The 23780-nt window shown below is 64.8% G+C and carries 21 protein-coding genes and 1 pseudogene; 8 read left to right on the forward strand and 14 right to left on the reverse strand.

What is annotated here, in order from left to right; translation table 11 throughout:
* Positions 1–75: 75 nt before the first annotated feature.
* Complete coding sequence (locus ACM42_RS00585) at positions 76–1308, reverse strand: branched-chain amino acid ABC transporter substrate-binding protein (protein ID WP_271526191.1); 1233 nt, start codon at positions 1306–1308, stop codon at positions 76–78.
* Between the two features lie 445 nt (positions 1309–1753).
* Here ACM42_RS00585 and ACM42_RS00590 point away from each other — a divergent pair, with 445 nt between their 5' ends.
* Positions 1754–2614: an alpha/beta hydrolase gene (locus tag ACM42_RS00590; RefSeq protein ID WP_271526192.1), complete on the forward strand. Its 861-nt coding sequence runs from the start codon at positions 1754–1756 to the stop codon at positions 2612–2614.
* A gap of 120 nt (positions 2615–2734) precedes the next feature.
* On the opposite strand, the gene ACM42_RS00595 is transcribed toward ACM42_RS00590, so the two are convergent.
* From ACM42_RS00595 to ACM42_RS00635, 10 genes and pseudogenes are all read right to left on the reverse strand, one after another.
* Positions 2735–3067 carry a Rieske (2Fe-2S) protein gene (locus ACM42_RS00595; RefSeq protein ID WP_271526193.1) on the reverse strand — a complete coding sequence of 111 codons (333 nt, stop codon included), beginning with the start codon at positions 3065–3067 and terminating at the stop codon, positions 2735–2737.
* Entirely contained in the window at positions 3060–3764 is a 705-nt protein-coding gene (locus ACM42_RS38430) for an ABC transporter ATP-binding protein (RefSeq protein ID WP_165936011.1), read from the reverse strand. The genes ACM42_RS00595 and ACM42_RS38430 overlap by 8 nt, the downstream gene beginning before the upstream one ends.
* Positions 3765–3950: 186 nt before the next feature.
* Positions 3951–4529 (reverse strand): annotated as a pseudogene (locus ACM42_RS38435) (ABC transporter ATP-binding protein); the annotation flags it as partial.
* Positions 4529–5575, reverse strand: coding sequence for a branched-chain amino acid ABC transporter permease (locus ACM42_RS00605; RefSeq protein ID WP_271526195.1), 1047 nt, complete (start codon positions 5573–5575; stop codon positions 4529–4531). The pseudogene ACM42_RS38435 and the gene ACM42_RS00605, both read right to left, overlap by 1 nt.
* Positions 5572–6444, reverse strand: coding sequence for a branched-chain amino acid ABC transporter permease (locus ACM42_RS00610; RefSeq protein ID WP_271526196.1), 873 nt, complete (start codon positions 6442–6444; stop codon positions 5572–5574). The genes ACM42_RS00605 and ACM42_RS00610 overlap by 4 nt, the downstream gene beginning before the upstream one ends.
* Before the next feature lie 333 nt (positions 6445–6777).
* Positions 6778–7932, reverse strand: a complete 1155-nt coding sequence (locus ACM42_RS00615) for an ABC transporter substrate-binding protein (protein ID WP_271526197.1) — start codon at positions 7930–7932, stop codon at positions 6778–6780.
* A 75-nt stretch (positions 7933–8007) separates the two neighbouring features.
* Positions 8008–9195, reverse strand: a complete 1188-nt coding sequence (locus ACM42_RS00620; RefSeq protein ID WP_271526198.1) for a xanthine dehydrogenase family Fe-S subunit — start codon at positions 9193–9195, stop codon at positions 8008–8010.
* Positions 9192–10028, reverse strand: a complete 837-nt coding sequence (locus ACM42_RS00625; protein ID WP_271526199.1) for an FAD binding domain-containing protein — start codon at positions 10026–10028, stop codon at positions 9192–9194. Before ACM42_RS00625 ends, ACM42_RS00620 begins: the two co-directional genes overlap by 4 nt.
* On the reverse strand, positions 10025–12418 hold the full coding sequence (locus ACM42_RS00630; protein ID WP_271526200.1) for a xanthine dehydrogenase family protein molybdopterin-binding subunit: 2394 nt from the start codon (positions 12416–12418) through the stop codon (positions 10025–10027). The genes ACM42_RS00625 and ACM42_RS00630 overlap by 4 nt, the downstream gene beginning before the upstream one ends.
* A gap of 9 nt (positions 12419–12427) precedes the next feature.
* Complete coding sequence (locus ACM42_RS00635; protein WP_271526201.1) at positions 12428–13705, reverse strand: amidohydrolase/deacetylase family metallohydrolase; 1278 nt, start codon at positions 13703–13705, stop codon at positions 12428–12430.
* A gap of 182 nt (positions 13706–13887) precedes the next feature.
* Here ACM42_RS00635 and ACM42_RS00640 point away from each other — a divergent pair, with 182 nt between their 5' ends.
* Together ACM42_RS00640 and ACM42_RS00645 are read left to right on the forward strand one after the other, a co-directional pair.
* Positions 13888–14382, forward strand: a complete 495-nt coding sequence (locus ACM42_RS00640) for a MarR family winged helix-turn-helix transcriptional regulator (RefSeq protein ID WP_240538115.1) — start codon at positions 13888–13890, stop codon at positions 14380–14382.
* A 266-nt stretch (positions 14383–14648) separates the two neighbouring features.
* On the forward strand, positions 14649–16067 hold the full coding sequence (locus ACM42_RS00645) for a cytosine permease (protein WP_271526202.1): 1419 nt from the start codon (positions 14649–14651) through the stop codon (positions 16065–16067).
* 20 nt (positions 16068–16087) lie between these two features.
* Here ACM42_RS00645 and treZ read toward each other — a convergent pair whose 3' ends face one another.
* Positions 16088–17917, reverse strand: coding sequence for a malto-oligosyltrehalose trehalohydrolase (gene treZ / locus ACM42_RS00650; RefSeq protein ID WP_271526203.1), 1830 nt, complete (start codon positions 17915–17917; stop codon positions 16088–16090).
* A gap of 185 nt (positions 17918–18102) precedes the next feature.
* On the opposite strand from treZ, the gene ACM42_RS00655 reads away from it, so the two are divergent.
* From ACM42_RS00655 to ACM42_RS00675, 5 genes are all read left to right on the forward strand, one after another.
* Entirely contained in the window at positions 18103–18384 is a 282-nt protein-coding gene (locus ACM42_RS00655) for a DUF3606 domain-containing protein (RefSeq protein WP_028176789.1), read from the forward strand.
* 20 nt (positions 18385–18404) lie between these two features.
* Complete coding sequence (gene glgX, locus ACM42_RS00660; protein ID WP_271526204.1) at positions 18405–20642, forward strand: glycogen debranching protein GlgX; 2238 nt, start codon at positions 18405–18407, stop codon at positions 20640–20642.
* A 315-nt stretch (positions 20643–20957) separates the two neighbouring features.
* Positions 20958–21194 (forward strand): DUF3551 domain-containing protein, encoded by a 237-nt coding sequence (locus ACM42_RS00665; protein ID WP_271526205.1) that lies wholly within the window; start codon positions 20958–20960, stop codon positions 21192–21194.
* Between the two features lie 141 nt (positions 21195–21335).
* Positions 21336–21536 carry a hypothetical protein gene (locus ACM42_RS00670; RefSeq protein WP_271526385.1) on the forward strand — a complete coding sequence of 67 codons (201 nt, stop codon included), beginning with the start codon at positions 21336–21338 and terminating at the stop codon, positions 21534–21536.
* Between the two features lie 239 nt (positions 21537–21775).
* Positions 21776–21979: a hypothetical protein gene (locus ACM42_RS00675; protein WP_271526206.1), complete on the forward strand. Its 204-nt coding sequence runs from the start codon at positions 21776–21778 to the stop codon at positions 21977–21979.
* A 154-nt stretch (positions 21980–22133) separates the two neighbouring features.
* On the opposite strand, the gene ACM42_RS00680 is transcribed toward ACM42_RS00675, so the two are convergent.
* Both ACM42_RS00680 and fdh3B read right to left on the reverse strand, forming a co-directional pair.
* Positions 22134–23135, reverse strand: a complete 1002-nt coding sequence (locus tag ACM42_RS00680; RefSeq protein ID WP_271526207.1) for a formate dehydrogenase subunit gamma — start codon at positions 23133–23135, stop codon at positions 22134–22136.
* Between the two features lie 40 nt (positions 23136–23175).
* Positions 23176–23772 (reverse strand): formate dehydrogenase FDH3 subunit beta, encoded by a 597-nt coding sequence (gene fdh3B, locus ACM42_RS00685; protein ID WP_027571966.1) that lies wholly within the window; start codon positions 23770–23772, stop codon positions 23176–23178.
* Positions 23773–23780: the final 8 nt, after the last annotated feature.

A 23780-nucleotide genomic window follows, 5' to 3' on the forward strand; every position in this document is an offset into this window, starting at 1 on the left:
GTTTCCATCCAGGAAATACTTCAGCCGCCACCTGCCCGCAGCGAGAATGCCGCGGGCCGGCGGCGTGTATGGCCCTTACGGCCGTGTCATCTTGCAGGTCGTCGAGACCATGGCCTGTGGGGTATCGACCTTGGTGACCAGATGCCAGCCCCAGCCGGTGTTCTCCTCGTCGAACGGCTCGTTCGCGGCAAGCTTACCGAAGGAGGAGATGTAGATTGGCTGGAAGAACTGATGGTCGTCCTTGCGCATGAAGCCGGTACCGCCATCCAGGACCTCGAACTTCAGGTCCTCGAGCGCCGCCGCCACCTTCACGGGCTCAACCGAGTTGGCCTTCTCGGCCGCGGCCTTGAACATGCGCATCTCGTTGACCGCACGCGGATACCAAAGCGACATGTTGACCTTGGCACGGAAGGCCTTCTCGTAATCCATCGCGGGCTGGTGGCCCGAATTGGCAAAACCTTCCGTCAGCTGGAATACCTGATGGTCGAGACCCGTCTGCTTGATCGCGGTCGGCCCACCGGCGCCACCGGCATAGTAAGTGTACCAATTGACCTTCAGACCAGCATCAGCGGCGGCCTTGAGCAGCAGCGCGATGTCCTGACCCCAGTTGCCCGTAATGACGCTGTCGGCACCGGAAGCCTTGATCTTGGCGATGTACGGTGAGAAATCCGTGACCTTCAGCAGCGGATGCAGTTCGTCGCCGACAATCTGGACATCAGGCCGCTTCGCCGTCAACATCTTGCGCGCATCGCTGCGTACCGACTGACCAAACGAATAGTCCTGGTTGATCAGGTACACCTTCTTGATCGAAGCGACGTCCTTGATGTAGTTGGTCAGCGCCTCCATCTTGATGTCGGAGCTGGCATCCCAGCGGAAATGCCAGTAGCTGCACTTTTCGTTGGTCATGGCCGGATCGACGGCCGCATAGTTGAAGTAGAGCACTTCCTTGCCGGGATTGCGCGTGTTGTACTTCGTGACGAAATCCTCGAGCGCCAGGCCGACGGACGAGCCATTGCCCTGTGTGATGTAGCGAACCCCGGCGTCGATCGCCTTCTGGGCCTGCACCAGGGCCTCCTGCGGATTGGTCTTGTTGTCGAAGGGCACGATCTCGACCTTGCGGCCCAGGATGCCGCCCTTGGCGTTGAGCTCGTCAGCCAGGTACTGGAATGTCTTCAGGCCCCCCTCACCCACGCTGGCGCCGCCACCGGAGAGTGGATCGATGTAGCCGATCTTGACGGTATCCTCCGCCCGTGCCGCATGGCCGAGCATCGGGGCAATCACGGCGGCGGCCAAAATCAGTCTACGCATAATGTTTCCTCACTGATTGTCGACTTTAGTCGGTGCATGCGTGGATCGCATGCACGGTTTGGACGGACACTGAGCAGAATAAACTCGAGCTGACAAGCTCGCTCCGACATAGCTGCGGCCGCAGGTACGGCAAAATGTAAAAGCACGGGGTAACCCCATGACCAAATGTTCCCGGGCGTTGCGCGCCCAAGCTGCGCCTCAACGACGACGCGGCGGGAGGAGGGACGGCGCAATGGGCTGCGCCTGCGCCTTCGCTCAATCTCGTGACGCTCACGGCTGACGCTTGATCCTCGTGCCCACATACTACGCATGAGCGCGCCGGACGCGGCCGGCTGGCCGAGCCGTCTTGTCCAAGGCTGGACACGGTTGATCCAACAGCTCAATAGAGGGGGACTGGCCGGTCCAAATCGAGAAGGTGTCGTCCAGGGCGGCAACGGAGAGTTTTATGGCTGAGAACGCTCGTTCGACAATTCGGTCGCTCGACCCCCGTGGCAAATGGTCCGAGCTGTCGCAGACAGAACGCGACGCCGCCTATGACAACAACGCGGCGGTCAAGAACAGCGCGGCCCTGATCGCCGAGCGCAACGAGGCCTCCAGCCGGCTGCGGGGCACTCTGAAGTCCCACCTCGACCTGCCCTACGGCGAGCGGGCCAACAACAAGATCGACCTCTACCCCGCCGCCAGGCCGGATGCGCCCTGCCTGGTGTTCCTGCACGGCGGCTATTGGCAGCGCAATTCGCGCGAATTGTTCGCCATGCTGGTCGAAGGCGTTGCCGCGCATGGCTGGTCGGTTGCCATACCCGGCTATTCGCTGGCGCCCGAGGTGTCCCTGACCGACATCGTCGGCGAAATCCCGCGCGCACTCGACTGGCTCGCCGCGCATGGCGCTTCCCATGGCATCGCCGGGCCGGTCGTGCTGTCGGGCTGGTCCGCCGGTGCCCACCTCGTTGCGATGGCGCTCGATCATCCGCGTGTCCAGGCGGGGCTGGCGATATCAGGCGTCTATGATCTCGCGCCGATCCGCGATACCGGGCTGAACAACGCGCTGAATCTGACGGACGAGGAAATCGCCACGCTGTCGCCGCTTCGCCTGCCCGTGACGCGGAAGCGGCTCGACATTGCCTATGGCAGCAGCGAGTTGCCGGCTCTCGTGAACGATTCAATCGATTTCCACGAGAAGCGCGCGGCGGCCGGAGCGCCGGGCAAGCTCATCTCGGTCGAAGGCGCCGACCATTTCACCATTCTCGAGGCGCTGCGCCGGCCGGACGGCATGCTGGTCGACGCCGCTCGGCGGTTGCTGGACTAAAAAGTGCGAAAACAACCCCATGCACAGTAGAGATGCCGTTGTTTTCAAATGCAAATTTTTGAAGGCAGAACGACGCCGCCATCGCTTTGACTTGTCGGGCAAAACAGGGGCATGATGCCATCATCGCCCCGGCTGCCGCTCCTGCATCTCAATCCAGACTTGCCCGCCCGTGATCCGCACCGGATAGAGCCGCAGTGGCGGGCTCGGCCATCCCGCGGTGATTGCGCCGTCGCGCAAATCGAATGATGCCGCATGGCGGGGGCAACGGAGCCGCCCCGCCGCCACCTGTCCCAGAGCCAAATCCGCCTGTTCGTGCGGGCACGCACGTTCGCAGGCGACAACGTTGCCCTCGTTCCAGATCACGATCAGGTCGCGCGCGGCGACGCGGACGATCGCTTCTGCCTTCAGCCGGTCGAGATCGCAGACCGGAGTCCACCCGGCCCCATCACCCACCGAGATAGGCCTTGCGCACATGCTCGTTCGCGATCAGCTCGGAGCCGGCTCCGGACAGCACGATACGGCCGTTCTCGAGCAGATAGGCGTGGTCGCACATCTCGAGCGCGGCGAAGGCGTTCTGCTCGACCAGCAGCACCGTGGTGCCGGCATCGCGGATGCCGCGGATGATGGCAAAGGTGCGCTCGACGATGTTGGGCGCGAGCCCGAGCGATGGCTCGTCGAACATGATCAGCCGCGGTCGCGACATCAGCGCGCGCCCGATCGCAAGCATCTGCTGCTCGCCACCGGACAATGTCCCCGCCGCCTGCCGGCGCCGCTCGGCGAGTCGCGGGAATTCCGCGTAGATGCGGTCGCGGTCGGCCGCAATCTCGCCCGATCCACGACGTAGGTAAGCCCCCATGTCGAGATTCTCCTCGACGCTCATGTGCGGAAATACGCGCCGCCCTTCCGGACAATGCGCGATTCCGCTCGCCAGCACGCGCGGGGGCCTCGCCCCGGTGATGTCGATGCCCTCGAACCGCATCTGGCCCGAGCGTGGCGGCACGAGGCCGGAGATCGCGCGCAGCGTCGTGCTCTTGCCGGCGCCGTTGGCCCCGATCAGCGCAACCAGCTGGCCGGCCTTCACGTCCAGCGAGATGCCGCGCAGCGCGGTGACGCCGCCATAGCCGCAAACCATCTCGCGGATCTCAAGCATGTCCCGCTCCATGTCCGAGATAGGCCTCGAATCGTTGCGGATCACGTCGGGGGTCCCTTCCGCGATGATGCGGCCGTAATTGAGCACCACGATGCGATCAGAGACGGTCATCACCATCGGCATGTCGTGCTCGACCAGGAGGATCGTGATGCCGCGGTCGCGGATGCTGCGGATCAGCTCGACGAAGCGGTGCGTTTCCGAGGCGTTCATGCCGGACACCGGCTCGTCGAGCAGCAGCATCGATGGTTCGGCCGCGAGCGCCAGCGCGACACCGACGAGACGTTGCTCGCCGTAGGACAGTGAGCCCGCGGCATCGTGCGCGCGGCGTTCGAGCCCAACCCATTCCAGCAGCTCACCCGCCCGCTGCCGGAGTCGGCGCTCCGAGGCGCGCGCGCCTGGCAGGCCGAGAATGGCGTCGATCAGCCGGACGCGGCCCTGTCGATGCAGGCCGATCAGGAGATTGTCGTAGACCGTGTCGTTCGGGAATACGCTGGTGCGCTGGAAGGTGCGGATCAGGCCGAGATCGGCGATCTGATGCGGCTTCAAGCCGGCGAGCGCAGTGTTGCGATAGGTCACGCGGCCGGCGCTCGGCGTCAGGAAGCCGGTCATGACGTTGAAGGCGGTGGTCTTGCCGGCGCCGTTCGGCCCGATGAGGCTGACGATCTCGCCCTCCCCGACCGTAAAACTCATGTCGGAGATTGCGACCAGGCCGCCGAAGCGGACCGCCACCTGATCGATCGTCATGGCGATGCTGCGCGCCGTCATCACGCCGGCTCCTTGGCAGCGGTCTCGGCCAGAGCGACGGGCGGCAGCGCCGTCCTCCCGCTCCGTCGCCGGCCAAATCGCTGCGCGAGCGACGGCACGATGCCACGCGGGAGCACGAACAGGATGGCGATCAGCACGCCACCATAAGCGATCCATTGCGCTTCCGGCGCCATGACCGGCCGCAGCGCGACCGGAAGCAGCCCGAAAATCAAGCCGCCGAGGACAGGCCCGGCCAGCGAGCCCTTGCCGCCGCTGATCACCATGATCACCATGGTAACGGTGTTGATGAAGGCGAACACTTCGGGATCGATGATCCGGATGTAGTGCGCATAGAGGCTGCCGGCCGCTCCCGCGATTGCCGCGGAGATCACCGCCGCGATCGTCAGCGTCCTGGTCACGTCGATGCCGACGGAGACCGCCAGCGTCTCGTTCTCCATCAGCCCGCGCATCGCGCGGCCGAAATGCGAATGAACGAGGCGCGCGATCAGGAGATAGGCGATGAGCGCGACGACCAGCACGAGATAGTAGTTCTGCATCTTCGTGCGCAGCGTCAGCTCGCCGAAGCCTGGCAAAGGCAGCGCGATAGAGGGAATGTTGGTCAGCGCCAACGGCCCCTGCGTCAGCTCGACCCAGTTCAGCGCGACCAGCCGGACAACCTCGGCGAAGGAGATCGTCACGATGACGAAATAGGCACCGCGAACGCGGAACGAGAGCAGCCCGACGAAATAGCCGCACAATCCGGCGACCAGGATTGCAAGCACGAAGCCGGCGATCGGCGGCCAGGGCGCGTGGACCAGGCGGACGTCTCCGGGCAGACCGACGTCGAAACCGAGCGACGTCAGCGCGCTGACATAGGCGCCGATGCCGAAGAAGGCGATGTGACCGAGGCTCAGCTGGCCGGTGAAGCCAAGCAGCAGGTTGAGGCTCATTGCGCCGATGACGAAGATCCCGGTCGTGATCAGCGCATTCAGGAGGTAGGGATCGCGCAGCCAGAGCGGGACCGAGGCAAGTGCCGCGACGGCGAGAATGGTGATGGCGGTCCTCATCCGACGCGCTCCGCGCGCGCGAACAGGCCGGTCGGCCGAAAAATCAGCACCGCGATGATGATGATGAAGCCCATGGCATCGCGGTAGCCGGACGAGACGTAGCCGGCGCCGAGCTCCTCGGCAAGCGCCAGGATGAAGCCGCCGATCACGGCGCCCGTGATGTTGCCGAGGCCGCCGAGGATGACGATGGCGAAGGCCTTCACCGCGGCGAGATCGCCCATTTGCGGGAAGATCACGTAGACCGGCCCGAGCAACGCGCCCGCGGCGGCGGCCAGGCTGGAGCCGATCGCGAAGGTCGAGGTGTAGATCATGTCGACATTGACGCCCATCAGCGAGGCCGTGTCGTGGTCCTGGAACGTCGCCCGCATGGCGCGGCCGAGGCTGGTCTTGTTGATCAGGAGATACGTCACGAGGATCAACAGGGCCGCGGCGGCGAGAACGAACAGCCGCAGCCAGGAGACCGACACCGGACCGAGCACCAGCGGCGCTTCCGGAAACGGCGTTGCCACTGATTTGGCGACGCCGCCCCAGATCCACAGCGCTCCGGACTGCATTGCGATCCAGGCACCGATCATGACCAGCATCGTGGTGTCGATGTCGGAGCCGCGCAGCGGTCGCAGCAATGTCAGCTCGATGGCCGCCCCGAGCAGCCATCCGGCCAGCACGGCCACCGGCAGCGCGAGAAAGAAGTTCAGCCCGAGCTGCTGCACCACGATGAACATGATGTAGGCCCCGAACGTGTAGAGCACACCATGCGTGAAGTTGACCACGTTCATGATGCCGAAGATCAAGGTGAGCCCGATGCCCAGCAGCGCATAGGTGCCGCCGAGCACGAGCATGTTGATCAGATGCTGGAGGAATTCGCTCAAGACCGTTCCCGTCTGTTCTGGATGGCGGCGAGGGCCGCAACGTGCCGCCCTCGCCCGGGATTGACTGATGCTAAAGCGGAATGGCTTTAGGTTGGATCGATGACCGTGGCGGCTCGTTCACCTCTCCCGCTTGCGGGAGAGGCGTAGGCCGCCTTCGGCGGCCGTCTTGGGAACGCCGAGGCGACGCCTCGGCTGTGGCGGAGCGCCGGGTGAGGGCTTTTCTCCTCTTGGCGACTATCCCATTGCGGAGACACCCTCTCCCCACCCTCTCCCGCAAGCGGGCGAGGGAGCGCACCTCCTTCGTTGCTGCATCGAACCCAATCTCATCGCGCCTTAAAGCGTCTTCATCTCGACCTTGCCGTTGTTGATCTCGATGAGATAGACGTTCGGCTGGCTCTGCCCGCTCTCCTTGCCCTCGGGGCCGGACTTGCGGAACACGATGTCGCCGTTGAGACCCTTGATGTTGATCTGCCAGAGCGCGGCCTTGATCGCTGCGGGCTCGGCCTTGCCGGCCTTCTCGATCGCGGCCGCCGCGGTGCGGATGCCGTCATAGCCGCGAAAACTCTCGGTGCAGCCGGCGAAGTCGAATCCGCGCTTCTTCCATTCCGTGATGAAGTAATTGGTCGCTTCCGGATTCGGCGTCTTGTCCGGGAACCAGGGCAGGAAGGTCGTCAGATGCATGGTGCCGTTGGCTGCAGCACCAGCCTGGGCGATGATCTGGTCCGGATTTTGCGAGCCGCCGGTGGTGATGATCCGCTTCTTCAGGCCCAGCGCCGCGGCCTGCTTGAAGATCAGCGTGAGCTGGTCGACCGCGGTGGTCACGATGACCGTCTCGGAATCCGAGCTCTTGATCTTGGAGAGCTGCGCACTCATGTCCTGCGCGCCCTGGTCCATGGTCTCGACCAGGCCGATGCTGATCCCCTTGTCCTTCATCATCTTGCTGAAATCCTCGGCGGTGCCGCGACCCCAGTCGTTGTTGATGACGAGGAAATCGACCTTCTTCAGCGCGAGCTTGTCGACGATGCCCTTGAACGCCGCGGCCTCCACCGCCGAGGGCGGCGAGATGCGGAAGATGAAGGGATTGCCCGTCGTCGTGATCTTGCCCGAGGACGAGGTCTCGACCACCATCGGGGTCTCGTATTCCATCAGCTTCGGCATCACCGCGAGCGTCAGGCTCGAGCCCCAGGCGCCCATCAGCACGGGTACCTTGTCGCTGGTGATCAGCTTTTCGGCGACGGCGGCAGCTTCCGTCGGGTTGCTCTTGTTGTCCTCGATCACGAGCTCGATCTTCTTGCCCAGTATGCCGCCCTTGGCGTTGATCTCGTCGGCGGCGATCTTGGCGCCGTTGACGACGTAAGTGCCCGAGGCCGCGAACGCGCCGGTGAGTGGCTCGTTGACGCCGATCTTGATCGTCTGCGCCCCCGCGGCGCCGCCGAACAAGGCCGTCGCCAGCGCGATGGCAGGAACCAGTCCGAGTGCTCGTGTCATATTGTCTCTCCAAATCCCACGCTGTTGATGTCTAGTCTGTCCAGGCTTCGTCACTTCCGGTGTGCGAGCACACCGTCACCCCGCCTCGCTCCGGCGGCCAAAGATGCGGGCGATCCGCACGCGCAAGACGTCCGACGCAATCGACCAGAAGCTCAGCTCCGCCGGGGCTATCTGCTCCGATGATGCACCGGACATCTGGCGATCGAGATTTCCCGCAAACTCCGCGATCAGGCGCCGGGCGAGATCCCGCACCAGGCCGGGCCGACCGATTTGGGCCAGCATTCCCGTGAGCGTGTAGCCGATCGACAGTTCGACCGCGGTCGCCGCACCGCCTTCGAGCGGAAGCAGGCGATAACGGATCTCGCCTTGCGTCGCCGAATGGCTGCGGTGGTCGGTGCCGATGCCGACGATGCGCCCGGAGAGCGTCGCGGGGTCGCGCTCGACGCGCGTGGCACCCTCGAAGGCCGCGGCGATCGGCCCGAGCTTCACGCGGATCGAGCCTTCCACGCGCTCCGGCCTTGCCGGCGATGTCAGCGACACGCCGGGAAGGCAGGCGGCAATGCCCGCGATATCATCGAACATCGCGAACACCTTCGCCGGCGCATGCGGCAGCGTGAAGCGCTGGTCGAGAACGGTCGCCGGGGTGAAATCGGGAATGGTGCCAGGCGCGACGCTCTCGGACGCCGGAGCCGCCACCGTGCGCGCAGGCTGCGGGTCGTATCGGCCGGATTCAGCTCGCCCCGAGCCGGCCGGACCAAGGACGGTCCTGCCGCCATCGGCCAGCGGCGCGATCTTGCGCGCACGCCTCGCCTCGATCACGGACTGCACCGCGCGCACGATGCCGACATAGCCGGTGCAGCGGCAGAGATTGCCGCTGAGACCGACGCGAATGCGCAGCTCGTCGGCATCGGGCAGACGCAGCACGAGGTCCCGCGCCGAGACCAGCATGCCGGGCGTGCAATAGCCGCATTGCAGCGCATGCTCGCGGGTGAAGGCGGCGCGCAGCTCGGTCGTGACCTCGTCCTCGTCGAGGCCCTCGATCGTGGTGACGTCGGCGCCCGCGCAGGCCGCCGCATAGGTGATGCAGGAGCGCGCCGGCACACCGTCGAGCAGCACGGTGCAGGCGCCGCAGACACCGTGCTCGCAGCCGAGATGCGTGCCGGTCAGATCGAGCTTGTCGCGAATGAAATCGGCAAGGCTGGTGCGCGGCTCGGCCGACAGCTCCACCGCGCGGCGATTGACGTGAAGCGCGATCGTGCTCATGCCGCGGCCTCCTGGACGGCGCGTTTCAACACGCTGGCATGGATATGGCGCTGCGCGGCATCGTCGATGCCGGCCTTTGCCAGGAGAGCGTCTGCAACGCGGGAGTCGAAGCGCTGCTTGTAGTCGGCTGCAATCCGGCCGCCGAACAGCTCCGCGGCGTCGGTGACGACGATGGGAGTCGTGTCGATCGCGCCGATCACGATGCGCGCCGAGGCCGCGGCGGCATCGATCAGGACCGCGCCGATGGCGTGGGCGAACTCGCCGGTCTTGCGGCAGCTCTTGGCATAGCCCCAATGCGCCGAGGCCGATCGCACCGGCACATGGACCGCCTCGACGATCTCGCCCGTGTGCAGCGCAGATTCCAGGGCACCCACCACGAACGTTTCGACGGGCATCGTGCGCGCACCGGCAAGACTGCGCAACGTCACCCGCGCACCCAAGGCGGCAAGTGCCGAGATCCAGTCCGCGGCGGGATCGGCATGGCTGAGCGAACCGCCGATCGTGCCGCGGTTGCGCACGGCGCGATAGGCGATGTTGGCCGCCACGCCGCGCATGGCGCCGCGGGTCGCGTCGGCCGCGCGCCCGTCTTCGATATCGGCATGGGTGACCAGGGCCCCGAGCACGAGCTCGCCGCCGGAAATCTCCGCGCGCTTGAGTTCGGCCAGGCCGGAAATATCCACGATCAGCTCCGGCTGCACCAGCCGCAGATTGAGCATCGGCCCGAGCGACTGGCCGCCGGCGATGATTTTCGCCGAGCCGCTGCCGGCTTCCAGCATCGAGAGCGCTGCCGTGAGATCGCGTGGGCGTTCATAGGCGAAGGGAGCGGGCTTCATGCCGCACTCCTTTCGGCCGCGCGCGCGGCCAGCACGGCCGCGACGATCCGGTGCGGCGTGATCGGCGACTGCATCAGCTCGACGCCGAGCGGGCGCAGCGCGTCGTTGACGGAGTTGGCGATCGCGGCAGGCGGCGCGATCGCACCGCCCTCGCCGATGCCCTTGACGCCGAACTGCGTATAAGGGGATGGCGTCTCCATGTGGTCGAGGCGCGCGGCGGGAACCTCGGTCGGCCCGGGCAGCAGATAGTCGGCGAGCGTCGTCGCCAGCGGCTGGCCGGAGGCGTCGAACGGCATCTCCTCGTAGAGTGCGGTGCCGATGCCTTGCGCGAGGCCGCCATAGATCTGGCCGTCGACGACGAGCGGATTGACCAGCACGCCGCCGTCCTCGACGATCACGTAATCGAGGATCTCGACCTCACCGAGATCAGGATCGACCGCGACCACCGCCGCATGCGCGGCGTAGCTGAAGGTGCCGCTGTCGCGCACCGGCTTGTAGCCTTGCGTCACTTCCAGCCCGCCGGGATCGACGTCGGTCGGCAGATCCTGCGGGCGGCGGTACCAGGTGTGGGCGATCGCCTTCAGGCTGACGCTGCCATTGACGCCGCGCACCTCGCCGTTCTGCAAGACCACCGAAGCAGGATCATGCTGCAACAGTTTGGCGCCGATGCGCCGGGTGCGTTCGCCGAGCTCGCGGCACGCGGTCGCGACCGCACCGCCCGCCATCACCATCGAGCGCGAGCCCCAGGTGCCGGTCGAATAGGGCGTCATCGCAGTGTCGCCGAGGATGATGCGGATCTTCGCGACATCCACGCCGAGGATCTCATGCGCGACCTGGGCGAGCGTGGTCTCCATGCCTTGGCCGTGCGAATGCACGCCGACTCGCAATTCGAGGCCGCCGTCCGGCGTCAATCGTGCGGATGCCTGCTCATGGCCCGGCACCATCGGGATGCCCCAGCCGGAATAGACGGATGTGCCGTGGGCGGCCTGCTCGCAATAGATCGAGACGCCGACGCCGATCCGGCGGCCGTCGGCCTCGCCCTTGCGCTGGCGGCCGCGAATGGCATCGATATCGATCTGTGCCAGCGCGCGGCGCATCGCCTCCGGATAGTCGCCGCTATCGAAATGCTTCCTGGTGATATTGTCGAACGGCATCTGCTCCGGCCGTACCAGATTGCGCAGCCGGACCTCGCCGGGCTCGAGCCCGGCCTCCGCCGCCACGAGATCGAGCATCAATTCCAGCGCGAAGCAGACGCCGGTGCGCGCCACGCCGCGATAGGGCAGGATCGGACATTTGTTGGTGGCGACCGAGAAGGTGCGGCAGCGATAGGCCGGCATCTTGTAAGGACCTGGCAGGATGCTCGCGACCTGCGCGGCTTCGAGGCAGGCCGAGAACGGATAGGACGAGTAGGCGCCGGAATCCACGGTCGCTTCGCAGTCGATGCCGCGCAAGGTGCCGTCGCTGTCAGCATAGACCGTGATCCTGTAATGGTGCTCGCGGCAATTGGAGCTGGCGACCAGATGCTCGCGGCGATCCTCGATCCAGCGCACCGGGTGGCCGCAGCGCATCGTCAGCCAGGACAGGCAGACCTCTTCGGGCAGCAGAATGCCCTTGTGACCGAAACCGCCGCCGACGTCGGGCGAGATGACGCGGATCTGGCCCTCCTCCATGCCGAGACATTCGGCAAGGCCGCTGCGCGTGATGTGCGGCATCTGCGCTGCGGAATGCAGCGTGAGCTGGTCTAGCCGCCGGTCGAACGTCGCGACCACGCCGCGGCCTTCGAGCGGCGACATGCACTGCCGCGCGGTCGAGATCTCGCGCGTCACCTTGATCGGCGCGTCCAGCGCGGCTGAGATGTCGACCTCGTAATTGGTCTCCAGGAAGACATTGTCGCCCCAATGCTCGTGCACCAGCGCCGAGCCGGGCTCGCGCGCCTTCAGCATGTCGTAGACCGCCGGCAGCTCTTCGAGATCCAACGTCACGGAGGCCGCGATGTCCTCCGCTTCGGCGCGTGTCGGCGCAAGGCACATCGCGACGAGCTCGCCGACCTGCCGGATCTTGCCGGAGGCGAGCACCGGCTGCTCGGAAATCTTGAAGCCGGGAAGCCCCGAGACCGCACGGATGGGCTTGATGCCGTCGAGATCGGCCGCCGTGAACACGCTGCCGCGATGGCGTTCAGGCACATGAATCCCGCGAATGCGGGCATGCGCCAGCGGGCTGCGCACGAAGGCGACATCCTGGAGGCCCGCGAGCCTGATGTCGCCGACATACTGGCCGCGGCCGCGCATCAGGCGATCGTCCTCCTTCCGAGGCAGCCGCGCACCCACGCCCTGCCCGGACTTCCCAGAAGGAAATTCTCGCTCGTTGCGCACGCCGGCGTTCTCCTTCACCGCCCGCCCTTATGCCGCGACAGCTTGCGGCAGGATCGGCGCGACCGCCTCGAAGCGCGTGCCGGCGCGCAGGCAGAAGGCCGGCTGCAGCAGGCGCTCGGCGATCACCTCGTTCTTCTCATTGTCCTTGAGGACGAAGCGGCCGTTCTGCTCCGAGAGCACAGAGACGTCGGCATCCATGCCGACCCTGAGCGCGCCGATCTCCCCGCTGCGGCCGAGCATCTTGGCGGGATTGGAGGTGACCATCGGCACCACCTGCTCTAGCGACAGGCCGAGCGCCATCATCGAGCTCATCGCCTGGACCAGGCTGAACTTGGCCTGGCCTGCGAACGGATGATTCTCCTCGTCCTCATGCTGGTCGGGCGTCCCGGCCGGCGCGGGCACGTGGGTGTTGTAGCCATGGATGTCGGCGCCGAGCGTCGTCGGAATGATGCCGGCCGCGATCGCCTTCTTCGCCAAACGGTACGAGAAATGGCTGCCGTGACCGACGTCGACCTTCAGGCCGCGGTCGAGCGCGGCCTGGATCACCGGGTGCACCTCGCCTTCGCGATTGACGAAACCGCCGGGATGGCGCGTGAAGGGATGGGCGAGAATGTCGCCCTCGCGCAAGAGCGGAATGACACGCGTCAGGATCGTGTCGGCATCCTCGCCATTAGCGCCGCTCTCGGGCAGGCCCCAGAGCTGGCCGAAATGCACGTAGACCGGCAGATCGGCGCGCTTGCCGATCTCCGCCGCCATCTCGATGACGCGGATGCCCCAGCGCGCGAAGCCGCCGATCTCCGCGTGAGCCTTGATGCCGCGCACGATGTCGAGATTGGCGGTCGCCGCCTTGACGGTCGCGTCGACGTCGACGCCGTCGGGGCTGTAGAGCTGCGGATAGAAATGCCCCTCGAGTCCGCCGACGAGATAGGCGGACAGGAACGCGTAGACGCGCGAGGCGGCGGGCTCCGCGATGAAGTGACGGAAGCCGGGCAGCGTCATGCAGGACGGACCGCCCTGGTCGACCAGCGTCGTCACACCCGACTGCACGCCGACCATGTCGGGATTCATGCCGAAGCGTCCGGAGACGTATTGATAGACATGGGCGTGCGTGTCGATCAGCCCGGGCAGCACCAGCTTGCCCCCGACGTCGACGACCTCCCTGGCACTGGTCGGCAGAATGTCGGACGCGACCGCTGCAATCTTGCCGTTGCGGATCGCGACATCCTTGATGCCATCGACGCCGGAGGCCGGACAGATCACGCGACCGCCTCGCAGCAGAAGGTCGAAGCTGGCAGTGACGGACATGGTGCTCTCCTCTTCTTGGACGGCGACGGCTTCGCCCGAATTACGAAGCATGCTTCGTATTTCGACATTACGAAGCATGCTTCGTATTTTGACAAAAGCAAGCATCGTGCCATGATCCTGATGTGGCAGGCGCACTCGAATCGAGCTAAGCGCGGCAGGGTTTCGGCTTGGGAGAGTGTGCATTGCGGCAGGCGAAGACACGTCGCGGCGGGACGAGGCATCGTCCCTGGCCCTTGTCGGAACGGCCCGGATATCTGATCCGCCGGCTGCATCAGATTCACGTCGCGCTGTTTCAGGAAGCCTGCGGCGAATTCGAGGTCACGCCGCTGCAATACAGCCTGCTCTCGGCGCTGGCGGTGCGTGAAACCGCCGATCAGACCACTTTGGCGGCCGATATCGCCCTCGATCGCACCACGACGACCGGCGCCTTGAAGCGGCTCGCCGCCCGAAATCTGGTCGAGCGCGCGGTGAACAAGGACGATCGCCGGGCCCGGCTATGCCGACTGACACCGGCCGGAGCCGCGCTGCTGGTCAAGATCGAGGGCGCGGCGCGGCGGGCGCATCGTGCGACGCTCGGCGATTTGAGCCAGCGGGAACAGGCGCTTTTCATCGAGATGATGCAGCGCATCGTGGCCGGCAACCCCAGTCGCGACAGCGCCGCTGCCCTATTCGATTAGGGGCCACTGCTGCGCTTTTGAGTTGGGCTGCTCAATTTATCATCGTACCGCTGCCCGGCCGAGCAACATCGCCCGCCTCTCGCCGGCGCGCCAGACGTACCGAAGCGTACTCACGCGCAAGATCGGCCTGCGCTTGAAAACGCAGTCGCATCCGGCGCGACGCGCATGACCTCCGGCATCGACGCCCGCCCGCTCGGCCGCTCCGCAATTCCATGGCACGATTTATGCTGCGATGATGCGAAGCGTGCTTCGTATTGGGGGATGTCATGACGGATTCCGAACTTCGCGCTGATATTCACAGCATCGAGCCGATTCCCGACGCGGACCGGGACTCCACCGGGCCGCAGCAGATGTGGATCTGGGCCGGCGCCAACATCGCGCCGGTCAACTGGGCGCTCGGCGCGCTCGGCATCATTCTCAAGCTCGGCCTGATGGAGACCATCGCGGTCATCGTGCTCGGCAACATCGTCGGCTGCGCGATCTTCGCGACCTTCACGGTGATGGGGCACAAGACCGGCGTCAACCAGATGGTGCTGAGCCGGTCCGCGTTCGGCGTGCGCGGCGCCTACCTGCCGAGCATCTTGATGTTCCTGATGACGCTGGGGTGGATCGGCGTGAACACCTACTTCCCGGTGAAGGTCTCGATGGGCATCCTCGGCCAGTTCGGTATTCCCGACACATGGCTGGTCCAGCTCGTCGTCATCACGCTGGTGATGGCGGTGCAGGTGCTGATCGGCGTCTACGGCTTCTACGCGATCCGCACCTTCGAGAAATACACGGTGCCGCCGACCATCGCCATCATGGTGCTGATGAGCGTGCTGGCCTGGACGCAGCCCGGCGTCGTCAACTGGAACCTCACGACCTCGCTGCCGCCCGGCGCGCATCTCGCGATGCTGACGATGCTCATGACCGCAATCGGCGTCGGCTGGGGCATCTCCTGGGTCACCTGGGCCTCCGACTATTCGCGCTTCGTGCCGCGCTCCACGCCATCGAAGGCCGTGTTCTGGTACAGCTATGTCGGCATGTTCGTGCCGACGGTCTGGCTCGGCATTCTCGGCGCGACGATCGCCTCGACGACGCTGGACACGGACCCCGCCAAGATGGTCAGCGCGGTGTTCGGCGGTCCCGTCAGCATCCTGGTCCTGCTGATGGTGCTGCACGGCCCGATCGCCACCAACATCCTCAACGTCTATTCGGCGGCGCTGGCGGCGCTGAGCGCGGGGCTGAAACTCTCGCGCTTCTGGCTCACCGTCATCGTCGGCGTCGCCGGCTATCTGGTTACCCTCTACTTCATCTTCGCGCCGTCGTTCGCGAAGGCGTTCGACCATTGGATGATCAGCCTGCTGTTGTGGATGAGCCCGTGGGCCGGCGTGGTGCTCGCCGACTTCTTCATCAAGCGCAAGGGCAGGATCGAGGTGGCCGAGCTCTATCGCTCGCCGGAGAGCAGCGCCTATGGCGACATCAACTGGGCCGGCATGATTGCGTTCGTCGCCGGCCTCGTCGCCGGCTGGCTGGTGCAGGACGGCCTCGTCAGTGCGCTGCAGGGGCCGATCTCGATCAATCTTCTCGGCGGTGCCGATCTGAGCTGGCTGTTCGGAATTGGAGTAGCAGGCCTCGTCTATCTTGCGCTCGGCAAGTTCGCGACCTCACCCTCATCGGTCGTCGCGAGCCGTGCCGGCGGCTAACCCCGCGGACCTCGTCTGAGTCAGCGCTTCCGGCCAAGCCTCACCATCATGTCGCCGGGCCCGAGGGCTTCGGCGACATGAGGGCGCAATCGCCACAAGCTCTCGCCATCGACCAGCGAGGGCATCGGGAGTTCGTGGTCGGCGAAATTTGCGACGATCTGCAGAACGTCGCCCCTCTCCGTCTGCCAGCGCACATCCGCGCCGCCCGTGCGGGGATCGGCGCCCAGTAATTGCCGCTGCGCCGAAACGAAACCCCGTTTGATGAGCGGCACGATCTTCTCACGCCGTATCGTCAACAACTGCGCTGTCAGCGCTCGAAACCTCGCGCCGGCGGGAGATTGGTCGATGCTCGTCCAGTCCAGCCTGGAGGCCAGAAAGGTTCTTTCGTCGCACGGGTCCGGAATTCTGGCGCGCGTTTCGGGAGTTGCGAAAGCCTTGAAGTGCGAAAACTCCCTGCGGCGGCCGTCCCGTGTCAGCTCGGCCGCTTCGCCGGTCCAGTCTGCAAAGAAAAGGAACGGTGTGTCGGCGGCGGCTTCCTCACCCATGAACAGCATCGGAATATGCGGGCTCAGCAGAACCAGCGCCAGGGCGAGCTCCAGCTTTTCCGGGCCGACCAATCGGGAAAGCCGCTCCCCGAATGCGCGGTTGCCGACCTGGTCGTGGTTCTGGGCGAAGAAGATGGTCGCTTCGGGCGGCAGATGAGCACTCGGCTCGCCGCGCGGCTCCTGGTGCAGAGGAAAGACTTCGCCCTGATAGGCAAAGCCCTCAGTCAGGGATCGCGCGAGATGTTCGAGCGGCTTGTCTGCGAAGGCCCGGTAATAGCCTTCGCCCTCGCCCGTGAGCAGCACGTGGAGCGCGTTGTGAAAATCGTCGCCCCACTGCGCGTCGTAATACCTCGCGCGTCCCTGCGAACGCGCGAGCAGGTGCGCCTGATTGGCCTCGTTCTCCAACATCAGATGGACATGCCGGCCCACCAGCTGACTGCGCACGGTCTCGGCAAGCTCGATCAGGAAATGACGCTCGGAATCGTCCTTCAGCGCGTGGACCGCATCGAAGCGCAGTCCGTCGAACCCATAGTCGCGCAGCCACATCAGGGCATTCTCGATCAGGAACCCGCGCACGAACGCGCCGTCGTGACCTTCGAGGTTGACGGCAGGCCCCCAGCCCGTGGTGTGGCGCGCGGTGAAGAAATTTTCCGCATAGAGGTGCAGATAGTTCAGCTGCGGCCCGAAATGATTGTAGACGACATCGAGATAGACCATGATGTCGAGAGCGTGCGCGGCCTTGAGCAGCCGCTTGAGATCCTCCGGCCGGCCATAGCGGGCATTCGGCGCGTTCAGGAGCACGCCGTCATAGCCCCAATTGTGCCGGCCGGGGACGTCGTTGAGCGGCATCAGCTCGATGGCGGTGATGCCGAGATCGCGCAGATAAGGCAGCCTCTTCTCGACGCCGGCATAGGTGCCCTCCTCGCTGAAGGTGCCGACATGCAGCTCGTAGATCACGGCCTCCGCCCAGGGACGGCCCGGATAGAGAACCGAGTCCCTCAGCGCGGCCGTATCGATCACCTCGCTGGGCGCACCGACGTCGTCCGGCTGGAAGAACGAGGCGGGATCGGGAACGACGAGATCTTCGTTGATCCTGAACTGATAGCGCGTGCCGGCGCGCGCGGTCGGGCTCAGCAGCTGATACCAGCCGTCGTCGTCGCGCGGCATCCTGCGGGGCGGCTGGCCGACTTCGAGCAATTCGACCGATCGGGCCGTGGGCGCCCATAGGTTGAACGAGACCCCATGATCGACGATCTGAGGACCATGGCGCCGACTTTGCTCGGCCGTTCCCAGTCTGTGCCTCAAACCCGTCCCCTTTCACCCGCATGCCCCGTGCTCGGCATACTTCGAGATCGCTTGCACCCGTCCGGACCACAAAGCGGAGCTGAGTGCGTTCGTTCCTCCACGGCGTCGACGCCGGACATTTGCAGCACGTGGAGGAACGGAATCAGCGGCGCGACGGTTACCCTCGTACACAGGAGCTGTTCGCCATGCGCCGCCCGAAGCCGCAAGCCATCCGTAACAAGCTGGACCTGACCGACCGCAGCCAGGTGCGTCTCCTCAGGAAGCGCCTCGGACTGTCGGACGCGGAGCTGACCGTGATCGTCGGGCGGATGGGCAACTCGATTCCGGCCATCAGCAAGGAAGCAGCTCAGCAAAGAGCCAACGCGCTGCCCAAGCCGGCGGACGTGGCGCCCGCCGCCGTGATCGCTTCGGCGACCGCCGGCGAGCAGACTACGGCCGAGGTCGCAGCGACTGCGCCGTCATCCTGACGGACTATTCGGGGGGAAGGATGGACCAAACAGTACATTCGGACGACGCCCTGACGCGGGCGGCCTCGAGCCTGCGCCGCACCCGGATCACCGAGGGCAGACCGTTTCCGCTCGGCGCCACCTGGGATGGACTCGGCGTCAACTTCGCGCTGTTTTCGGCCCATGCCACCAAGGTTGAGCTGTGCCTGTTCGATGATACCGGCGAAACCGAGCTCGAGCGCATCGAGCTTCCCGAATACACCGACGAAGTCTGGCACGGCTATCTGCCCTCCGCCCGCCCGGGTACCGTCTACGGCTACCGCGTCCATGGCCCTTACGAACCCGACGCCGGCCACCGCTTCAATCCCAAGAAGCTCGTGCTCGATCCCTACGCCAGGCAGCTGGTCGGCCAGCTCCGCTGGGGACCGGAGCTGTTCGGCTACCGGCTCGACCATGCCGACAAGGATCTCTCCTACGACGAACGCGACAGCGCGCCCTTGATGCAGAAATGCCGCGTGATCGATCCCGCCTTCACCTGGGGCGCGGCACGCAAGCCGGAAGTGCCTTGGGAGCGAACGATCGTCTACGAGATGCACGTCAAGGGTTTTACCCAGCTGCATCCGCTGGTGCCGGAAGCCGACCGCGGCACGTTCTCGGGCCTGGCACATTCGGAAGTCCCGGCCTATTTACGCTCGCTCGGCATCACCAGCGCCGAGTTGCTGCCGATCCATGCCTTCGTCGACGACAGCTATCTGGTCGAGAAGGGCCTGCGCAACTACTGGGGCTACAATTCCATCGCCTTCTTCGCGCCTGATCCGCGTTACCTCAAGACGCCGTCCGCGAACGAGTTCAAGGCCATGGTCAACCAGTTTCACGCCCATGGCATCGAGATCATTCTCGACGTCGTCTACAATCACACCGCGGAAGGCAACGAGCTCGGCCCGACCCTGTCGTTCAAGGGCATCGACAATGCCAGCTATTACCGCCTGCTGCCGGACAAGAAACGCTACTACATCAACGACACCGGCACGGGGAACACCGTCAATCTTTCGCATCAGCGCGTGCTGCAACTCGTCGCCGATTCCTTGCGCTACTGGGCGACCGAGATGCGGGTCGACGGCTTCCGTTTCGACCTCGCCACCATTCTGGCGCGCGAACCATACGGCTTCGATGAGGGCGGCGGCTTCCTCGACGCCTGCCGCCAGGATCCCGTGCTCTCAAGCGTCAAGCTGATCGCAGAGCCCTGGGATATCGGACCCGGTGGCTACCAGGTCGGTCGGTTTCCGCCCGGTTGGGCCGAGTGGAACGACAAGTTCAGGGACACGGTGCGCGCCTTCTGGAAGGGCGACCCGGGCACGCTGGCCGACTTTGCCAAGCGCGTATCGGGATCCGGCGACCTCTTCAACAAGCGCGGACGGCGGCCCTGGGCCAGCGTCAACTTCGTCACGGCCCATGACGGCTTCAACCTGAACGATCTCGTCTCCTACAACGACAAGCACAACGAGGCGAATGGCGAGGACAATCGCGACGGTCACAGCAACAACCATTCCTGGAACTGTGGCGCCGAGGGGCCGACCGACGACCCCGAGATCACCGCGCTGCGCGAGCGCCAGAAGCGGAATCTGCTGGCGACGATGCTGCTCTCCCACGGCACGCCGATGCTGCTCGCCGGCGACGAGTTCGGGCACACCCAGAATGGCAACAACAACGCCTACGCCCAGGACAACGAGACCACCTGGCTCGACTGGATGGGTATCACCGCGAACGGCCGCAGCCTTCGCGAATTCGCCCGCAAGCTGATTGCGACCCGCAAGGCGTTTCCGATCCTCTACCGCAGCCGCTTCCTGGTCGGCTCGCACAACGAGGAACTCGACGTCAAGGACGTGACCTGGCTGTCGCCATCCGGCGAGGAGATGACGACCGAGCAATGGCAGGATGGCAATGCCAAATGCTTCGGGATGCTGCTCGACGGCCGCGCGCAGGAGACCGGGATCAAGCGTCGGGGCTCGGATGCGACCATGCTGCTGGTCTACAACGCGCATCATGATGTCGTGAACTTTACCCTGCCGGAGGTCACCGACGGGCGCAGCTGGCTGAGCCTGATCGACACCAATCGGCCTGACGCGCCCATGGCCGAGTTCGAGTTCGGGCACGCCTACGCAGTGACCGCCCGCTCGCTCGTGATGTTTGGCCTCGCGAATGATACCATCGGGACGCGACGCCTTCGCCACGGGCTCGGCGCACTGCTGGACGTCGCCGATACCCCTCTACCGGGCTAGCTAGACCATGATCCGGAAAAGTGGGCAGCGGTTTTCCGAAAAGATCATGCTCGAACAATAACCTGAAACGCGATGACGATTGATCCTGATCTCATCGCGCTTTAGGCTATCCGCCGCCTACTCGCGATCGGCGATCATCTCGCCGAACACGATGCCCGGCGAGGGCACCTTAGCCGCGATGCGCACCGAGCGACGTTACATGGGTTGACGTTACATAGGTTGATGGCTCGCCTCAAATGACGAGCATGCGCGCCGCGCGCGCCATTGGAACCCCGCATCACGAGCCGCGTTCAATGTCGGAATTGGAGACCCAAGATGAAATATCTATTGCTCACGGCGACCGCCGCTCTCGCGATCATGGGCAGCTTCGCCTCCTCGACCGCCGCGGTGGCGCAAGATCGCTACTGCCTCCAGGGCCGGATCTGGGGCTATCCAGGCAATTGCCAGTTCGCCAGTTACGCTCAATGCATGGCAACCGCATCGGGAACGAACGCCTATTGCGGCATCAATCCCCGTTACGCCTATGCGCGCCGTTACAGAGGATACCGGTGATCAGCCTGACTTCCAGGCTGGCAAGCGGCGGAGCCGGCTTTGCCTGATCGCGCTGAGCCGAGCGGCGCGATAGCAGCTGAGCTCCCGCTCACCGCTGTCGTCTTCTCCGGCGGTCTCGGCCTCGGTGCATATCATGCCGGTGTGTTTGAAGCGCTCAGCTCTCTTCGCTCACCGATCGACTGGGTGACCGGTTCATCGGCAGGCGCCATCACGGCCGCACTGATCGCGGGGAGCCGGGTCGCGTGCCTGCGATATCAGACGCCTGCCGCCATCTCTGCGCCTGGCTCAGCTCGGTCAATACCCGCCTGCTCGGTCTCCTTCGCATTGCTGATCATCGTGTAGGGTTTTTTCAGGACATCGAAGGCGGTTTCGAGGGCCGGCAGGGGATCACGGACATGCCCGCCGCACGACGTCATCCAATCTGAGGATGGATTGCATGTTGATGCCGCAAGTGCTGGCCATTTCCAGAACAGGCTCCGTTTCAACGGTCTTGGAACCGATCGCTGTGAAGTGGCTCACATGCGGCCGGACAATCTGGATGTATTCGTCATGCCGGGTGGAGATGGCAAACGGAGATGCGCATGAAACCCCTCATGCTCTCGCTCATTGCAGCCATGCTTCTCGCTGGTGTAGCCAGCAACGTGTTCAGGTCGCATACAGTGTTCCATTTCGGTGAGCACGGCATGGCGTCAATTCAAGACATGCAGACAGGCCAGGCGAACAAGCTCCCCGAGCAGGAGCTGCAGGATCGCTCCGTCCTGTTTGCGAAAGAGCCGGCTCACTAAAGCGCGGTGCGATTGGGATGAATCGTCATCGCGCTTTAGGTTGTTGCTTAAGCATGATCTCCGCGCAAACGCGTTCCGCGTTTGTCGCGAGGGAAAACCGCTGCGCACCTTTCCGGATCATGCTTTAGGCCGGAGCGCCCGCGTCGGGCTCCGCTTATTCGGCCGCGGCCGTTGCGGGTCGCGGTTGTCCGTCGTTCGGTCCTGTTCGCGCCTTCTGCTCGTCGAGCCAGAGGCTATGGTGCTCGCGAGCCCAGTTGACGTCGACTTCGCCCGAGCCCATGGCCTCGAACGCACCTTCCATCCCGATGGTGCCGATATAGATGTGCGCGATCATCGCCGCGACGAACAGGACCGCCACGATCGAGTGGACGATCTGGGCCATTTGCATGCCCTCGATCCCGGTGCCGTAGAACGGGAACATCAGCGCATAGCCGGACGCTGCGACGAGTCCGCCGCCAATCACGACGATCCAGTAGATCATCTTCTGGCCACCATTGAAGCGGTAGGCCGGCGGATGGTCATGTCCGATCAGGCCGCCGCCGCGCTTCGCCCATTCGATATCCACCTTGCTCGGGATATTGCCGCCGATCCACATCAGGAAGATCAGGACGACGCCGATGGTGAACGGGAAGCTCAGATAGTTGTGAGCGTACTTGGCCCATTGCGACCATTCCGAGAAAGCCTCGAAGCCGATCAGCGGCAACAGCAACGGCCGGCCAAACGTGATGTTCAGCCCGGAAATGGCCAGGACGATGAAGCAGCTTGCCGTCATCCAGTGCACGAACCGCTCGAACCCGTTGAAGCGCACGATGGTGCGGCCCGACCGTCCGGCTTCGAGGCGCACCATCCCGACGGTAAGATAGAAGATCACGATGGCCGCGGTCATGCCGAGGATCGCAATGCCGCCGATCCAGGGCAGCGTCACATTGCGGAATTCCCGCCATTCCCGTCCCTGCGGCTGCTCGAGAACGCCGGAGCGCTGATCGGGAATGCTGACGCGGCCCTGAATCCGGTTGAGCTCCTGCAGAAGCTGCTGCTCCTTGACCGCGCTCGCGGTCGGGTTGACCTGCTGAGCACTCGCGGGCACCACCGTCATCAAGAGAAGCAGCGCCCAGGCGCCCAACGCCAGACGAATGAACCTTCCAAACGACGCCATCACGTCCTCCCCGGTCTTGCGCGCCCTTCGGCTGCCCACGTCAGGACTCAATTGTCTCGCGATATGCAGTCTTCCAGCCCCATGCGCCCGAGCCATAGCCGCGCTTCATGACGCGCTCCTTGTAGATCTGCGCAATGATCTCGCCGTCGCCTGCAAGCAACGACTTGGTCGAGCACATTTCGGCACATAGCGGCAGCTTGCCTTCGGCCAGCCGGTTCGCACCGTATTTCTCGTACTCCTCCTTGCTGCCGTCGGCCTCCGGACCGCCGGCGCAATAGGTGCATTTGTCCATCTTGCCGCGTGAGCCGAAGTTCCCGACCTTCGGGTATTGCGGCGCGCCGAACGGGCAGGCGTAGAAGCAATAGCCGCAACCGATGCAGAGGTCCTTGGAATGCAGCACCACGGCATCGGCGGTGGTGTAGAAGCAGTTTACCGGGCACACGGCCGCACAGGGCGCGTCCGTGCAATGCATGCAGGCCATCGAGATCGATCGCTCGCCCGGCTTGCCGTCGTTGATGGTGACGACGCGGCGCCGGTTGATGCCCCAGGGCACCTCATGCTCGTTCTTGCAGGCGGTGACGCAAGCGTTGCACTCGATGCAGCGATCAGCGTCGCAGAGAAATTTCATCCGAGCCATGTGCGTGC

The sequence above is a fragment of the Bradyrhizobium sp. CCBAU 25338 genome (assembly GCF_028128965.1).
Taxonomy (GTDB): domain Bacteria; phylum Pseudomonadota; class Alphaproteobacteria; order Rhizobiales; family Xanthobacteraceae; genus Bradyrhizobium; species Bradyrhizobium liaoningense.

Coding starts and splice junctions, on each gene's coding strand:
- glgX (WP_271526204.1), top strand. CDS start 18,405: ATGGACCAAACAGTACATTCGGACGACGCCCTGACGCGGGCGGCCTCG.
- ACM42_RS38430 (WP_165936011.1), bottom strand. CDS start 3,764: ATGCTTGAGATCCGCGAGATGGTTTGCGGCTATGGCGGCGTCACCGCG.
- ACM42_RS00585 (WP_271526191.1), bottom strand. CDS start 1,308: ATGCGTAGACTGATTTTGGCCGCCGCCGTGATTGCCCCGATGCTCGGC.
- ACM42_RS00675 (WP_271526206.1), top strand. CDS start 21,776: ATGAAACCCCTCATGCTCTCGCTCATTGCAGCCATGCTTCTCGCTGGT.
- ACM42_RS00665 (WP_271526205.1), top strand. CDS start 20,958: ATGAAATATCTATTGCTCACGGCGACCGCCGCTCTCGCGATCATGGGC.
- ACM42_RS00615 (WP_271526197.1), bottom strand. CDS start 7,932: ATGACACGAGCACTCGGACTGGTTCCTGCCATCGCGCTGGCGACGGCC.
- ACM42_RS00620 (WP_271526198.1), bottom strand. CDS start 9,195: ATGAGCACGATCGCGCTTCACGTCAATCGCCGCGCGGTGGAGCTGTCG.
- ACM42_RS00635 (WP_271526201.1), bottom strand. CDS start 13,705: ATGTCCGTCACTGCCAGCTTCGACCTTCTGCTGCGAGGCGGTCGCGTG.
- ACM42_RS00680 (WP_271526207.1), bottom strand. CDS start 23,135: ATGGCGTCGTTTGGAAGGTTCATTCGTCTGGCGTTGGGCGCCTGGGCG.
- ACM42_RS00625 (WP_271526199.1), bottom strand. CDS start 10,028: ATGAAGCCCGCTCCCTTCGCCTATGAACGCCCACGCGATCTCACGGCA.
- ACM42_RS00590 (WP_271526192.1), top strand. CDS start 1,754: ATGGCTGAGAACGCTCGTTCGACAATTCGGTCGCTCGACCCCCGTGGC.
- ACM42_RS00645 (WP_271526202.1), top strand. CDS start 14,649: ATGACGGATTCCGAACTTCGCGCTGATATTCACAGCATCGAGCCGATT.
- ACM42_RS00655 (WP_028176789.1), top strand. CDS start 18,103: ATGCGCCGCCCGAAGCCGCAAGCCATCCGTAACAAGCTGGACCTGACC.
- ACM42_RS00605 (WP_271526195.1), bottom strand. CDS start 5,575: ATGAGGACCGCCATCACCATTCTCGCCGTCGCGGCACTTGCCTCGGTC.
- fdh3B (WP_027571966.1), bottom strand. CDS start 23,772: ATGGCTCGGATGAAATTTCTCTGCGACGCTGATCGCTGCATCGAGTGC.